This is a genomic window from Bacteroides helcogenes P 36-108 (genome assembly GCF_000186225.1).
Lineage (GTDB): Bacteria > Bacteroidota > Bacteroidia > Bacteroidales > Bacteroidaceae > Bacteroides > Bacteroides helcogenes.
In genome coordinates this window covers 3,642,077-3,657,357 of the sequence record NC_014933.1, presented here as the reverse complement: position 1 = coordinate 3,657,357, position 15,281 = coordinate 3,642,077, and the positions used below count along the sequence as shown (strand labels likewise).

Genomic DNA, 15,281 nt, shown 5'->3' with positions numbered 1-15,281 from the left:
ACAGATTATTTCATTTATAAAAGTGGTATGTTGCCGTCACACCCTATACGGGTGTGTGGATTGAAACTGTATATTGTCCGTCATGCCGATAGCTAAGCGTTGTCACACCCTATACGGGTGTGTGGATTGAAACATCGAAAGCGCAATCGGAGCGTTATAGTTATAAGTCACACCCTATACGGGTGTGTGGATTGAAACTCGTCTCTTGACGGCAACGCACAATCTGTCATCAGTCACACCCTATACGGGTGTGTGGATTGAAACAGCGGGGAGACTGCCACCCGCAAAACGCCGAAATAGTCACACCCTATACGGATGTGTGGATTGAAACTCGGTTGGTCGGAAACTGATGTGTGGGATTATATACTCACCTATATGTGAGTACGTTGTAAAAGATACTATCAGAAAAAGAAACAGAATCACGGATTCTCTATTAAAACATTTGAAGAAGCTTGTATTAGGTGATGTAGAATGCCCGAAAATAATGGTGGCAAACCTCAACAAGACTAAAAAGCATATAATAATTGTATTGTAGAGATCGGAAAAGACAGGTGATTTCATTATCAGCCGTTTATGAGTGTCGATTGTAGAGATTACCACTATATTGTTCTTATTCCTGCTCTATGTTTGCTTTCTTCTTGTAGAGATGCTTGTTTTATAATATGCTGTTTGTTAGTGGTTTGATGAAAATGATTGTAGATGTCATTTTCTTGCTTTCCTTTGTATCTCCCCCTAACTTTGCAACATCGAATTTGAGAAAAACAGATGGCTGAATCGTTGAGGCCTCACGATGAAAACTTCTGTTTCTCGGGTGAGATAAAAGAATTCATGCATACGTTATTAATTTTAAAAACATTACTATTATGGCATTTTACAAGAAATTTCAATCAAGACTGAATGATTTGTGGTATCCGAAAGCAATTACCACTGGTAACATTACTACGGACAAGGTGGCAGACAGACTGGCCTTGCTCTCTACCGTGACTCGCGGTGATACGTATGCCGTGCTCAAGAACTTAGGAGGTGTGATGGCCGACTATATGGCTATGGGACGCACGGTGAAAATTGAGGGTATAGGTACTTTCTATTATACCGCTTCCACTAACAAAAATGGAGTTGCTACGGCTAATGAAGTAAATTCCGGACAAATTAATGGTACTCGTGTGCGTTTCCTTCCCGAAGTGAAGCGTAGCAGCGGAAAGCAGGTCACTACACGTTCGATGGTGGATGTGGATGTTGATTGGAAAGATATAGCGAAATTTGCTGGTGTGGAAACAGATAGTGGCAACACTGGCGGTAATAATGGCGGAACCTCCGGTAGTGGTACTGGTGATGGTGGTGACGAAAATGAAAATCCCTTGGGATAATCGTCACCTCACGGTCTCACGTCATTTGCATTTCTGTGCATAGTTTGGCGTAATCAATCAATGCCCCTGCATGACTTCCCGGTCAGGCAGGGGCATTATTGTTTTCCCGTTTTATTCATTCTGTCTATTGTTTTGAATATAAAAAGTGCTATTTTGTTCAGTACAGATTATAAATGAGTGGCTTTATGGTCAGGTAGGAGCCATGTCGTTTTAGCATATTTTATTATAATACAGCTATAATCTTTGAGTAATTATCGCTAATTTCGAGCGATTTTTTGTGAATCTGACAAAATAACTAATAAATTATTATATGGAAAACTTGAATACAGCACTTCTGCTGATGGTGGTAGGTATGGCAACGGTATTTGCTATACTGCTGATTGTTATTAATTTAGGAAAAGGACTTATCGCACTTGTGAATAAATATGCACCCGAGGAAGCTGTGCCTTCCAAAGTTGCGGCCAATGTTCCGGCTCCTATTCCGGGAAATATCATGGCAGCCATCAATGCGGCTGTAACGGTAGTGACACAAGGTAAGGGAAAGGTTGCCAAAATAGAGAAAATAAAATAATCTTATATAAAAACACACTGAATAATTTAGTATGAAAAAAGAAATTAAGTTCAGCTTGGTGTTCAGGGACATGTGGCAGAGTGCCGGAAAATATGTACCCCGTGTTGACCAACTGGTGAAGGTAGCTCCTGCTATTGTAGAGATGGGCTGTTTTGCCCGTGTAGAAACGAATGGAGGAGGTTTTGAACAAGTCAATCTTCTGTTTGGCGAGAATCCCAATAAAGCCGTACGCGAATGGACGACACCGTTTCACGAAGCCGGCATTCAGACACACATGCTGGACCGTGCACTGAACGGACTCCGCATGAGTCCCGTGCCTGCCGATGTGCGCAAACTGTTCTATAAGGTAAAGAAAGCGCAGGGCACAGACATCACGCGCACCTTCTGCGGGCTGAATGATACACGGAATATCATTCCTTCCATCGGTTATGCCCACGAAGCAGGCATGATTTCGCAATGCTCGCTTTGCATCACCTTCTCTCCGGTGCATACGGTGGAATACTACGTCAATATGGCGAAGAAACTGATTGATGCAGGAGCCGATGAAATCTGCATCAAGGATATGGCGGGCATCGGACGTCCGGTGTCATTGGGCAAGATCGTGTCAGGCATCAAGGCTATTAAAGATATTCCTGTCCAGTATCACAGCCATGCCGGTCCGGGCTTCAACATGGCAAGCATCCTTGAGGTCTGCGAGGCAGGCTGCGACTATATTGATGTGGGTATGGAACCGCTTTCATGGGGTACAGGACATGCCGATTTGCTCAGCGTGCAAGCGATGTTGAAGGATGCTGGTTTCCAAGTGCCTGAAATCGATATGGAGGCATACATGAAGGTGCGTGCGTTGGTTCAGGAATTCATGGATGACTTCTTGGGCTTGTACATTTCTCCGCGTAACCGTCTGATGAACTCCCTGCTCATCGGGCCGGGCTTGCCGGGTGGTATGATGGGCAGCTTGATGGCCGATTTGGAAAGCAATCTTGAATCTATCAACAAGTACAAGGCAAAACGTAACTTGCCGTTTATGAAGCAAGATGAATTGCTCATCAAGTTGTTCAATGAAGTGGCTTACGTATGGCCTCGTGTGGGTTATCCTCCATTGGTCACTCCGTTCAGCCAGTATGTCAAAAACCTCTCGATGATGAATGTCATTGCTATGGAGAAGGGCAAGGAACGCTGGGGAATGATTGCCGATGACATTTGGGACATGCTGTTGGGCAAAGCCGGTAAGCTGCCGGGTAAGTTGGCTCCCGAAATCATTGAGAAGGCAGACCGTGAAGGGCGTAAGTTCTTTACGGGTAATCCGCAGGACAATTATCCCGATGCGCTCGACAAGTACCGTAAGCTGATGAAGGAGAATAAGTGGGAACTGGGCGAAGATGATGAAGAACTCTTTGAGTATGCCATGCACCCGGCACAGTATGAAGCCTACAAGAGCGGAAAAGCGAAAGAAGACTTCCTGGCCGATGTGGAGAAACGCCGTGCCGAAAGAGACAAATCTCCACTGGATGACGCCAAACCGAAGACCCTTACCGTACAGGTGGATGGTCAGGCTTATCGTGTGACAGTGGCTTACGGTGACATCGATCTCCCGGCTTCGGCTACGGAGAAGGTTACTGCTCCCGTAGGTGAAGGGCAGGATGTACCGGCTCCGTTGGAAGGCAAGTTCTTCCTGACTAAGAACGCGCAGGAAACTCCCGTGAAGGTGGGCGATAAAGTGAAGAAGGGCGACCTCCTTTGCTACATCGAAGCCATGAAGACCTACAATGCCATCCGCGCCGACTTTGACGGAACGATAGTGGCTGTTTGCCTGAACTCCGGTGACTCTGTTTCTGAAGATGATGTATTAATGAAGATAGGATAATGGAAGAAATATTTGCAAAACTCTATGATATGACGGCGTTCAGCAATATCATTGCCGATCCGTCGTTTCTTGTGATGTATGCCATTGCTTTCATCCTGCTATATCTGGGTATCAAGAAGCACTACGAACCGTTGTTGCTGGTTCCCATCGCTTTCGGTGTGCTGATAGCGAACTTCCCCGGTGGTGATATGGGCGTGATTCAGGCAGATGAGAATGGAATGGTACTGGTGGGCAATGAGTTGAAGAACATTTGGGAGATGCCGTTGCACGAGATTGCACACGACCTCGGACTGATGAACTTCATTTACTATATGCTGATTAAGACCGGTTTCCTGCCGCCCATCATCTTTATGGGTGTGGGGGCTTTGACGGACTTCGGGCCGATGCTCCGCAACCTGCGGCTTTCCATCTTCGGGGCGGCCGCACAGCTTGGCATTTTCACCGTGCTGCTGTGTGCGGTGGCTATGGGCTTTACGCCGAAAGAAGCCGGTGCGCTGGGTATTATCGGTGGTGCTGACGGACCTACGGCCATCTTTACCACCATTAAGCTTGCTCCTCATTTGCTTGGCCCTATCGCCATTGCGGCCTACTCGTACATGGCATTGGTTCCGGTCATCATCCCGATGGTGGTGAAACTGTTCTGCACCAAGAAGGAGTTGATGATCAATATGAAGGAACAGGAGAAGCTCTATCCTTCGAAGACCGAGATAAAGAACCTGCGTGTACTGAAGATTATCTTCCCGATTGCGGTGACTACCATCGTGGCATTGTTTGTGCCTACGGCTGTTCCTTTGATCGGTATGCTGATGTTTGGTAATTTGATTAAGGAAATCGGTTCCGATACGAGCCGGCTCTTTGATGCTGCCGCAAATAGCATTATGAATGCGGCTACCATCTTTTTGGGGCTGAGTGTAGGTGCTACGATGACGAGCGAGGCGTTCCTCAATTGGACTACGATTGGCATTGTGATTGGTGGTTTTTTAGCATTTGCCCTCTCCATCACGGGTGGCATATTCTTTGTGAAGCTGTTCAACCTGTTCAGTAAAAAGAAGATTAATCCGTTGATTGGAGCTACGGGATTGAGTGCCGTGCCGATGGCAAGCCGTGTGTGCAATGACATTGCGACAAAGTATGACCCAAAGAACCATGTGCTGAACTACTGCATGTCCAGTAATATCTCCGGTGTGATCGGTTCGGCTGTTGCGGCAGGCGTGCTGATTTCCTTCCTGGGATAAGAAAATTTTTCAGGCACGGCTTATACGGATTTTGCGGATAAAAAGCTGCATTATGGCAGAAAGTAATCTGCGGAATCCGTGTGGCCGTGCCTGAGTTATATTTGTTTCTTGTTTTACCTCTCCATCGGAATCTCCAGTTCCGTTCCCTGTTCCAGTGTATAGCTTTCCCGATATACCTGTATCTCCAGTCGGTCTCCTGCAATCAGTGAGAGCTTTATTTCTTTCCCTGCTTCTATGTGAAGGGTGTTTCCCTGGTAGTTCACTTTGAACGAATAGCTGTTCCATTTCTGTGGCAGCACAGGCGAAAAACTCAGTGTGCCATTATATATCTGCATGCCCGCAAAGCCACGTACCACAGCGAGCCAGCTTCCAGGCATGCTGGTGATGTGCAGCCCCTGATCGGTTTCGTTGTTGTAGTCGTCGAGGTCGAGGCGGGTGGCATGCAGAAAGAGTTCGTAGGCCTTTTCCACCTTGCCGATGCGTGCCGCAAGGATGGAGTGGATGTGGGGCGATAGGGAGGATTCGTGTACCGTCATCGGCTCATAGAACTCAAAGTTCCGGCGGATGGTTTCTGTGTCGAAGTTGAAGTAATAGAGATAGAGACCTAGCAGTACGTCACTTTGCTTGATGTAGCAGGAACGCAGGATGCGGTCCCATGACCAATGCTGGTTGATGGGGCGTTCTTCTTGAGGAATGGTGTCGGCGCTTTGCAGTTCCTTGTCCATGTAGCCGTCATTCTGGATGAAGATGCCCAGTTCTTCGTCTTGAGGCAGATACATGCGCCGGATGATATCTTGCCACCGTTCGCATTCTCCGATTTGGTCGAGATTGGTAGTGCGGCGTACGCGGGCATATTTTTCGGGGTACTTCCGGGCGATGATTTCGAGGTAGGAGAGGGTCATCTGGAGGCATCGCACGCAAGAGTAGTTGGTGTACCAGTTGTTGTCCACATTGTTTTCGTACTCGTTGGGGCCGGTGACGCCCAGTATCACGTACTTCTGCTTGGGACGGGAGAAGGAAACGCGTTGGCTCCAGAAGCGGCTTACGGCTATCATCACCTCCAGTCCGTAGCGGGCGATGTAGTCCAGCGTGCCGGTCAGGGTGGCGTGCTGGTTGATGGCATAGACTATGATGTTGTTGCGGTGTATTTCCTCAAAGGTGATTTCCCATTCGCTGTGGCACTCTTCGCCGTTGCAGGTCACTTGAGGGAAGAGGGCGGCGCCTCCTCCAAATCCCAGCTTACGGGCGTTTTCTATGGCTTTGGGCAGTTGCCGGTAGCGGTACATCAGCAGGTTATGGGCAATCTCCTTCGGGGTGGATAACAGGAAGAAGGGAACGCAGCACAGTTCGGTGTTCCAGTAGGTGTTTCCGCCGTATTTCTCTCCGGTGAAGCCTTTGGGGCCGATGTTGAGGCGGGGATCGTCACCCCGGTAGGTCTGGTAGAGTTGGAAGATGTTGTAGCGGATGCCTTGTTGTGCTTCGGGGTCGCCTTCGATGAGAATGTCGGCGTCGTTCCAGATGTTTTGCCAGGCCTGGCGGTGCTCTTGCAGCAGGGCATCCCAACCGAGGGTCTTTGCCTGTCGTGCTTGTGCAAGTGATTCTTCCACCAGTTCTTGCCGTTCGCAGTAGAGTGAGGAGACGATAGAGATGTATTTCACGAGTGTCACCCTATCGCCGGGCTTCACGTCGAGGCCTATGCTGAATCCGGCTTGCCTTTCCTTTTCGATGCGTATCGGGTTGGCGGTAGTTTCCTTACCGTTTTTGAAGAAGCGGTAGGTCATGGCATAGCACACTTGGGCGTCTTCGCGCCGGGTCTGCGTCCAGAGGTATGCGCAGTCGCCCGTGGCGCCGGAACGAAGGATGTTCCATGTTTTCTCGCCGGGGTGCTCGTCGTCTTCCACCACATTGCCGTCGATGACGGGGACGAGGGAGATTCTGCCGTCATGGTTGATGGAGGTGGCGCTGTACTTGATGAGGCAGAGGTTGGGGCGGGCCATGTCCGCGATGTGCTCCGCATGGATAGCGAGGCGGTTTCCACGGGGAGAGGTCACTTCCATGTCGCGAAGGGAGATGCCGCCTTTCATATCGAGGCAGCGGCGGAAGCTGTTGACGTCCCATGTGGCCAGATCCAGCTCCTCGTCGATGAGGCGGAGGCCGATACGGCTCCAGTCGGCCGCTTTGGGGATGCGGGTGTAGAAGTGCGGGAAGCCGTTTTTCCACCATCCCACGCGGGTGCGGTCCAGAAAAGTGATGCCGGCCACGAAGGAGCCACGGTAGGTGTCGCTGCCGTAGGGCTCTTCAAAGCTGCCTCGCTGACCGAACCGGCCGTTTCCGAGGCTGAATATACTTTCCGATATCCGCAGGCGGTCGGGGTGAAAATTGTCTTCGATGATGTTCCATTCATCGGTCTTGAGATATTTCTTCATGGTACGTGTGTGTTCTGTGGTTATCGGTGTAAAGATAAGCAATATGCGGTAATCAGGAAGAAAAACGAGGACAAAAATATAGAAAGGAGAGAATGAGGCTGAAAGAACACCGGGGAAGGTATTGTTCCCCAGTGTCGGTCGATGCCTTCGCCGGTGTGGAACAGGATGTTACCCGGTGTCGGTCGATGGTTCTGCTTCAGAGTATTTCTGAGGTGGATTTTCAGCCTGCTTTTTCTTCTTTGGCCTCTTTGATGAAATATACACAAACCGCACCGATTATCAGCATCACGCCTGCCATCACCAGCATGTTGATTTCGGGAGGCAGTGCGCCTTCCGGTGTGAATGCGGCGAGTATGATTCCGCCCAAGGCAGCCGCCACGATCTGCGGGATGCAAATGGTTCCGTTGAATAGTCCCAAGTAAGTTCCCATGTGCCCGCCACTCAGGGCGTTAGTCAGGATGGTGAATGGCAGCGCCAGCATCGCTGCCCATGCGCAGCCTATCAGCATGAAGGATACGAACAGCAAGTACGGATTGTGTGCAAAATAGGTGGAGATGAACCCAATGCCCCCTAACACCAGACTGAGAGAATAGATGAAGCGGCGGTCTTTGAACATAGGTATGCAGATGGCCCAAAGCACGGAGCCGATGGCCTGAACGGCAAACAGTACGCCTACCCAGTTGGCCGCCTCCTGATATTGCAGGCTTTGGGTGTCGAGCATAATCTTGCTGATGCCGTTCACTGTATGCTCCACCGTCGGGGCGTCAAAAGCATTGGCTGCGATGCTGCCGTTGGTGTAGGTCCACATAAACATGAAAGCAAACCAGCAGAAGAATTGTACCAGTCCCACCGTCCAGAAAGCCTTTGGAGCCTTGACAAGCAACTTCAGCATGTTCGTCTTCTCATGTTCCTGCTCCTCTGTGATTCCGTGGTATTCGGCATATTCGGCAGGCGGCATTTCCTTTACTTTGACCGATGTGTAGATGACGCAGAATATCAGGATGGCTGCTCCTATATAGAAAGAGTAAATCACCGAGTCGGGCACTACGCCCTGTGGAGCTGTATTGCTGATGCCCACCCATGCGAAGATGAACGGGAACAGATACCCCACTAAGCTGCCGGCATTGCACAAAAAGCTTTGGATGGAGTAGGCCAATCCCTTCTGTTTCTCGTTCACCATGTCGCCCACCATCATTTTGAAAGGTTGCATTGCCATGTTGATAGACGTGTCGAGGAACATCAGCGACACCAGCCCGAATATCATGGCGGTGCTTGCCATCATGCCCAGACTGCCGGCATTGGGCAGCAGGCACATCACCAGTACCGCCACCAGCGAGCCGATAAACAGATAGGGGATGCGTCGCCCGAAGCGTGTCCACGTCTTGTCACTTGCTGCACCCACGATAGGTTGCACGATGATGCCTGCCAGTGGCGGCAGAATCCAAAAGTAGCTCAGGTTATGCGGGTCTGCTCCAAGAGTGGAGAAGATACGGCTGATGTTGGCACTCTGCAAGGCGTATGCAATCTGTACGCCGAAAAAACCAAAGCTGATGTTCCACAGCTTCCAGAAACTTAAATCGGGTTTTGCTTTCATGGTTATAATATGGTATTAGTATTCATTTCGTCGTTCCTCTCACCACCAGATTGGTGCGCACTATCTTATTAGGGCTTTTTTCCTCTCCCTCCAGCTTGGCAATAAGGATGCTGAAGGCACTTTTGCCCACCTCCTCACCATGCTGCTCCACAGTGGTCAGCTTCGGGTCGGTGCTTTGGGCGATGGCTCCGTCGGTAAATCCGCAGATGGAAACTTCATCTGGCACTTTCACACCCACCAACTTGCAGGCATACAATATGCCAGATGCCGTTTCGTCGTTGATGGCAAAGAATCCGTCCGGGCGGTTGGGACTTTCCAGCAGGTCGGGGGTCAGCGCAATGGCACGCTCACGGTTGTCGCAGAGCAGCGTCATGCTGTCATCCACCGGTATCTTGTATTTCTTCATGGCGTCCAGATAGCCGTTGCGCCGGTTCTTGGTGATTTCCAAATGCGGCGCGGCGCCATAAAAGAAGATCCGTTTGCATCCCGTTTGTATCATGTATTCCACAGCGGCAAAGGAGCCGGCATAGTCGTCCACCACCACACGTTCCGTTTTCAGTCCCGTACAGATGCGGTCGTAGAAGACGATGGGGATATTATTGTTCAGCAGTTCCTGATAGTGGTCGTATCGGGCAGTGTCCTTGGCCAGCGAGGCGATGACACCGCAGACACGCGCGGCAAGGAAAGAATGCACAATCTTCACCTCCTGCTCGTACGACTCGTTGCTTTGAGCTATGATTATGTTGTATCCGGCTTCTGAAGCAGACTTTTCGATACCGCTAAGTACGCAGGAAAAGAAGTGGTGTACCAGTTGTGGAACGATGATTCCGATGGTATTGCTGCGGCTGGAACGCAGGTTTACGGCAAGTACATTGGGCTTATAATTATGTTCGCGCGCGTAGGCATGGATAAGGGCACGGGTTTCCTTGCTGATGTCCGGATTGTCTTTCAACGCTCTTGATACGGTGGAGGGAGAGACGTTCAGTGCACGGGCAATGTCCTTGATGGTTATCTGAGGTTTATTCATGGCATAGTCTTTTGGGAACAAAGATAAAGGAAACTTCGTTAATCCGGCTGCAAAAATAACGGAATGTGGCAAACCGTCCCTATCCGTTTGGTGCTATCGGATAGTAAGTTTGTGCAAACGATTGCGTATGGCACACAAACTCCTTCTGCCTCTGTACCGAAAAAAACTCGGTAAGAGAAAGCTGTGGTTATATTCCTTTTTTATTACCTTTGGCTCATCATTGAAAAATCGTATGAAAATGTATCTACATAGCTCTTTGCGCATCCCTTTCTTTCTTATCTTTCTTTTTCTCCTCGTGCAGACGCCGGAGGCAGCCCCGAAACCCGACTATCGTTTGTTCGAGAATATCAGTCTGGGAACGGAGGCTTCCGCCATAAGCTGTTTCCTGCAAGACACCGGGGGACTGATATGGATTGGTTCCAATAAAGGACTGTTCAGCTATGACGGCTATTCCACACAGCCGCATTTCGTCTTTGGCCGGCGTAGCAATACACGGATTTATTGCGGGGAAGTGGCAGACAGCACTTATCTTTATTTGGGAGCAGACAACGGATTGCTGATTTACAATTACCGGACGGATGCATACGAGGAACCGGCCACGGATTCTCCCGCGGATATCCGTGCACTGAAGATGTACGACGGGATTTTGTGGCTGGGAACTTTAAACGGCTTATTTACTTACTGTCCCGATACCCGCCGGTTCGCAGCCATCGGACAAGGGCTGCCGCACCAGACGGTTTACTCCCTTCTACGCACTGCGGACAATCAGCTTTATGTAGGTACTTACAACGGTTGCTGCCGTTATCTTCCTGCTACCGGAGGCTTTGAACCTGTTGAACTGCCGGTGAGACAGAATAAAAGCAACCTGTTTGTCAATTCCCTGCTGGAAGATATGGCAAGGAAATGTATCTGGATAGGTACGGAGGGATACTTGTTTAAATATACGCCTGCCGATGGTCGGGTGCAACGGATAGATGCTTTTCATGACAATTCCGTCAAGTCTTTGGCCTTGGATGGCTATGGGAGGCTGTTGGTGGGCACGGACAATGGTCTGTATGTTTACAGGGAAGATGCCCCCTTGCTGCATATCGTTCATGACTCGCGGAATCCCCAGTCTTTGTCCAACAACATTGTCTGGACTATCTTCACCGATGGCGGGCACAACGTCTGGTTGGGGACTGATTACGGCATCTCTATGTCACGCTCTGACAATGTGCTGCGCCACATCCCTATTTCACAGATAACGGGGACGGGAGAAGGCAACCTGTTCTACTCCATGCTTCGTGATGCTCGTGGCAACTTCTGGTTTGGAGGAACAAACGGACTTATTCGGTTTACACTTCCGGCAGACGGCGGGCCGAATGCCCCCGGCGCACAGGGAAAACCGGGTGTCACTTGGTACAAAATGGGTGACAGCAGGTTTCCTCTGTCCCATAATCGGGTGCGCCAGCTTTACGAAGATCGCGACGGACAGCTTTGGACGGCAACGGACGGCAGCATTAGCCGCTATGACACGGACAGCCACCGGTTCATCACCTATAATATAGTGGACAGTACACGGTGCTATAATGCCAATTGGGCATACAGTCTGTTTGAGGACGAAAAAAGACGCTTGTGGATTGCCACCTGTCTGGGAGGTGTCTTTGTGGTGGATAAGCAGAAGTTGATGCAGTCAGCCGGAAAGCCTTATGTTGCCGAAAAAACTTATTCCATCCATAATGGCCTGTCAGGTATGTTCGTCAATCAAATGACCCCCGACCGTGCAGGCAATGTCTGGATATTGCTCTACAACAGTTCCAACAGCATTGAGAAAATAAACGTTCGCACAGGAAGGGTAACCCATATTGCAGCCGGGCAACTGACGGGAGAACGCGCCCCCAACTACATATTGTGCGCGGAAGACGGGTACATCTGGATTGGCTTTCCCGGTGGCGTGATGCGGGTGACACCTTCGGACAACACTGTCCGCATATTGCCGTTCGATGCTTTCGGCCATTATGAAGTGCTTTCCATGGTCGAAGTTGACGGGCGGATATGGATTGCCACTACGGAAGGACTTTGGGTGGCAGACCAACGGACGCTCGAACTCCGTCGCCTGCGTGCCACGGACCACCGTTTCACCGCCATGTTCTTCGACAAGGGAAGCCGGGAGCTATATCTGGGTACGGCAGACGGCTTTCTTATTTCTTCCCCTGATGCACTGCTGGCAGAGCATCCCGACCGACCGCTGCTTTTGACCGCACTGTACGTCAACAACCGGCTTTATCAATCCGATACCGGACAGGCAGGACAGAGTATTCGCTACATCCGGCACATCGAACTGGCTTCCACCCAGAATAACCTTGCTTTTGAACTTTCCGACTTACCTTATTCGCAAGAGGAGAAGAGCCGGCTGATATATCGCCTTGAAGGTATAGACCGTGATTGGAACCTGCTGCATCCCAACATCAACCGCATCACATACAGCAATTTGGGCTACGGAGAGTATCGGCTGACTGTGAGCAGGCTCGACACATACGGCAAGCCTGAGGTCTGCGCCTATACTCTGGACATCAGCATCCTTCCGCCTTGGTACTACACTTGGTGGGCAAAGACGACCTACGTCTTGCTCTCTTTGGCGTTGATGGCATGGGTACTGAACTTCTTCCGAGTGAAGAACCGCCTGAAGGCGGAACGGATGGAGAAAGAAAGAATCATGGAGCAGTCTCGTGCCAAGATGGAATTCTTCACAAACCTTTCGCATGACCTCAAGATGCCGTTGAGCATGATCGTCGCTCCCGTCAGCCGGATGCTTCCGAAGATGAGGGAAGGTGCGGAAAAACGGGAGTTGGAGCATGTGCATCGCAATGCCATGAAACTGAATGCGCTGATTCACCAAGGATTGGACTTTGACCGGATAGACAATGGTAAGAATGCCTTGCTGATAATGTCGCAGATAGAATTAGTGTCTTTTGCACGCGAACTTTTCGAACTTTATGCCGAGGAGAAGGCAAAGGAGAAGAGATTGACTTTTGATTTTCGCACGGAGCAAGAAAAGATATATGTCCAGATGGATGCCATCAAGTTGGAATCCATTTTGAACAATCTGTTGTCTAATGCGGTGAAATATACTCCCGAAGAAGGGAAAGTAACGCTTTCATTGGGGATGCAGAGAGAGGCGGAGACTGTCTGTATTTCTGTTACCGATACCGGTGTGGGAATTGCCGGGCAAGACCGACCTTACATTTTCCAGCGTTTCTTCCAGTCGCCCAGAGCCTCCACCGAGAAGAAGGGAACCGGGATCGGACTTTATTTGGTGAAGACCTATACCGAACTGCATGGTGGAACCGTCTCTCTTGTTTCCGAAGAAGGGGAGGGCACTACCGTTACATTGAACTTGCCTGTTATCTGTCCGGAATCGTCTCTGCCGCTTCAGCCGACACACAGACTGTCCTCGCAAAAGGTCAAACCGCATGTGGAAGTTCCGGTTATCCTCAAAGAAACGGAAGTGATGTCTTACGACGAGAAGTTCCTTGCCAATGTCATCCGCCTGATAGAAGAGCACATTTCGGACTCCGAGCTGAATGTAAATGCTCTTTGCGAGTGGACGGCTACGAACAACAAGCAGATGTATCGCAAGTTGAAACAACTGACGGGGCAGACGCCAGTGGAATATATCAAGTCTATCCGTATGAAGAAAGCCGCCATGCTGTTGCAGCAAAATAAGTTCACAGTGGCAGAGGTGATGTACATGGTGGGCTTCTCCAACCACTCTTATTTCTCCAAATGTTTTCAGGCTGAATTCGGAGTGACTCCTAAACAATATAAGGCCGAATAGTGTTCTTTTAATACGCAACAAACCCTCATCTGGTACTTCCTGGTGAGGGTTTGTCCGTTTTTTGTCCTCTTATGTCCGAAATCTGCTTTGAGGGATAGGGGTATCTGCCTACTTTTGCGGCCGAGAAACATTTAATTTTAATCTACCATGAACTATTTTAAGATTTCCCTTTTATCTCTTTTTGCCGCCTACTCATTAGTAGCCTGCGGCAGCAGTAATGACGATCCCGTTGCTCCGACTCCCCAACCCGAACCGGAAACTCCCACTGTAACGGATTCCGGCTTTGCCAAAGGCGCCGACATCGGATGGGTCACTGAATACGAATCCAAAGGATACAATTTCTACAATAGCAAAGGCGAAAAGCGCGAGTGTACAGCCCTGATGAAAGAGCTTGGTCTTAATGCCGTCCGCATCCGTGTGTGGGTGGATCCGAGTGCGCACGATAACTGGTGCAACACTTCGGATGTGGTGATTAAAGCTAAAAGAGCCAAAGATTTGGGTATGGATGTGATGATCGATTTTCATTACAGCGATTGGTGGGCCGATCCCGCCCAGCAGAATAAGCCTGCATCGTGGGTGGGAAAGAATCTCGCAGATTTAAAGAAAGCTATCAGCGACCATACAGTGAGTGTGTTGCAGGCATTGAAAGCGGCAGGCATTACTCCCAAATGGGTGCAGGTGGGCAATGAAATCCGTCCGGGGATGCTGTGGGATGAAAATGCGGCTTTGAGTGGAGCGTCATACGATGTGAAAGAGAGCGATTTGAAGGATGCTCCGGCAAACGCTTCTTCCAAAGTGAAATATCCCATGAACTGGGCCAATCTCGGTGCTTTCATCACTACCGGATACGATGCGGTAAAGTCCGTTTTCTCCGATGCCATTGTCATTGTTCACTTGGACAACGGATGGGATAGCAGCCTGTTCAACTGGTTCTTTGACACATTGAAGAAAAATGGTGGCAAGTGGGATATGATAGGTATGTCACTCTATCCTTATTGGACCCGCATGGATAAGCAGGACTATACGGCGGATGCTGTCATTACAGACTGTATCACGAACATCAATACTCTGAGCACCAAATATAATTGTGATGTGATGGTTGTGGAAACCGGCATGGAGTGCGCCGATGACAATGGGAAGTTGGCAAGCGCATCTGTTCTTGCAGAGAGCAAGAGGCAATTGGCCCGCATCCTGAAAGAGTGCAAGGACAACACCGGAGGTCGCTGCAAAGGGGTGTTCTATTGGGAACCCGAATGCAAGCCCAGCCAATACCGTTTGGGAGCATTTACGGAAGAAGGGCGGCCTACGGTTATAATGGATGCTTTCAGCGAGTAATCCTTAAGTTATAGGCAGAAAGAGGCTTAGTGCTTTTGCCGTTTC

Annotated in this window: 9 protein-coding genes and 1 CRISPR repeat array (1 of these 10 cut by a window edge); of the genes, 6 read left to right on the top strand and 3 right to left on the bottom strand. The window is 49.7% G+C overall.

Annotated features, from left to right (window positions below):
• Positions 1 to 331: direct repeats of the CRISPR family, unit length 32 nt; unit sequence GTCACACCCTATACGGGTGTGTGGATTGAAAC (it extends 558 nt beyond the left edge of the window).
• A gap of 532 nt (positions 332 to 863) precedes the next feature.
• The 4 genes from BACHE_RS15175 (at position 864) to BACHE_RS15160 (ending at position 5,037) form a co-directional block, all read left to right on the top strand.
• Entirely contained in the window at positions 864 to 1,367 is a 504-nt protein-coding gene (locus BACHE_RS15175) for an HU family DNA-binding protein (RefSeq protein WP_013548595.1), read from the top strand.
• Positions 1,368 to 1,677: 310 nt separating this feature from the next.
• A complete protein-coding gene (locus BACHE_RS15170) occupies positions 1,678 to 1,938 on the top strand; it encodes an OadG family protein (RefSeq protein ID WP_013548594.1) in 261 nt (86 codons plus the stop codon).
• Between the two features lie 31 nt (positions 1,939 to 1,969).
• Complete coding sequence (locus tag BACHE_RS15165; protein WP_013548593.1) at positions 1,970 to 3,802, top strand: biotin/lipoyl-containing protein; 1,833 nt, start codon at positions 1,970 to 1,972, stop codon at positions 3,800 to 3,802.
• Positions 3,802 to 5,037, top strand: a complete 1,236-nt coding sequence (locus BACHE_RS15160) for a sodium ion-translocating decarboxylase subunit beta (RefSeq protein ID WP_013548592.1) — start codon at positions 3,802 to 3,804, stop codon at positions 5,035 to 5,037. Before BACHE_RS15165 ends, BACHE_RS15160 begins: the two co-directional genes overlap by 1 nt.
• Positions 5,038 to 5,150: 113 nt before the next feature.
• Here the strand turns inward: BACHE_RS15160 and BACHE_RS15155 are convergent, their stop codons facing one another.
• The 3 genes from BACHE_RS15155 to BACHE_RS15145 all read right to left on the bottom strand — a co-directional run bounded on the left by BACHE_RS15155 (position 5,151) and on the right by BACHE_RS15145 (position 10,084).
• A complete protein-coding gene (locus tag BACHE_RS15155; RefSeq protein WP_013548591.1) occupies positions 5,151 to 7,463 on the bottom strand; it encodes a family 65 glycosyl hydrolase domain-containing protein in 2,313 nt (770 codons plus the stop codon).
• A 220-nt stretch (positions 7,464 to 7,683) separates the two neighbouring features.
• Complete coding sequence (locus tag BACHE_RS15150; protein WP_013548590.1) at positions 7,684 to 9,057, bottom strand: MFS transporter; 1,374 nt, start codon at positions 9,055 to 9,057, stop codon at positions 7,684 to 7,686.
• Between the two features lie 22 nt (positions 9,058 to 9,079).
• Entirely contained in the window at positions 9,080 to 10,084 is a 1,005-nt protein-coding gene (locus tag BACHE_RS15145; RefSeq protein ID WP_013548589.1) for a LacI family DNA-binding transcriptional regulator, read from the bottom strand.
• Positions 10,085 to 10,322: 238 nt separating this feature from the next.
• On the opposite strand from BACHE_RS15145, the gene BACHE_RS15140 reads away from it, so the two are divergent.
• Both BACHE_RS15140 and BACHE_RS15135 read left to right on the top strand, forming a co-directional pair.
• Positions 10,323 to 13,901 carry a hybrid sensor histidine kinase/response regulator transcription factor gene (locus BACHE_RS15140; protein ID WP_013548588.1) on the top strand — a complete coding sequence of 1,193 codons (3,579 nt, stop codon included), beginning with the start codon at positions 10,323 to 10,325 and terminating at the stop codon, positions 13,899 to 13,901.
• 147 nt (positions 13,902 to 14,048) lie between these two features.
• Positions 14,049 to 15,236, top strand: coding sequence for a glycoside hydrolase family 53 protein (locus BACHE_RS15135; RefSeq protein WP_013548587.1), 1,188 nt, complete (start codon positions 14,049 to 14,051; stop codon positions 15,234 to 15,236).
• Positions 15,237 to 15,281 lie beyond the last annotated feature (45 nt).

Bases quoted from the DNA above. Each gene is read 5' to 3' on its own strand.
- BACHE_RS15175 (WP_013548595.1), top strand. From the start codon at position 864: ATGGCATTTTACAAGAAATTTCAATCAAGACTGAATGATTTGTGGTAT.
- BACHE_RS15170 (WP_013548594.1), top strand. From the start codon at position 1,678: ATGGAAAACTTGAATACAGCACTTCTGCTGATGGTGGTAGGTATGGCA.
- BACHE_RS15165 (WP_013548593.1), top strand. From the start codon at position 1,970: ATGAAAAAAGAAATTAAGTTCAGCTTGGTGTTCAGGGACATGTGGCAG.
- BACHE_RS15160 (WP_013548592.1), top strand. From the start codon at position 3,802: ATGGAAGAAATATTTGCAAAACTCTATGATATGACGGCGTTCAGCAAT.
- BACHE_RS15155 (WP_013548591.1), bottom strand. From the start codon at position 7,463: ATGAAGAAATATCTCAAGACCGATGAATGGAACATCATCGAAGACAAT.
- BACHE_RS15150 (WP_013548590.1), bottom strand. From the start codon at position 9,057: ATGAAAGCAAAACCCGATTTAAGTTTCTGGAAGCTGTGGAACATCAGC.
- BACHE_RS15145 (WP_013548589.1), bottom strand. From the start codon at position 10,084: ATGAATAAACCTCAGATAACCATCAAGGACATTGCCCGTGCACTGAAC.
- BACHE_RS15140 (WP_013548588.1), top strand. From the start codon at position 10,323: ATGTATCTACATAGCTCTTTGCGCATCCCTTTCTTTCTTATCTTTCTT.
- BACHE_RS15135 (WP_013548587.1), top strand. From the start codon at position 14,049: ATGAACTATTTTAAGATTTCCCTTTTATCTCTTTTTGCCGCCTACTCA.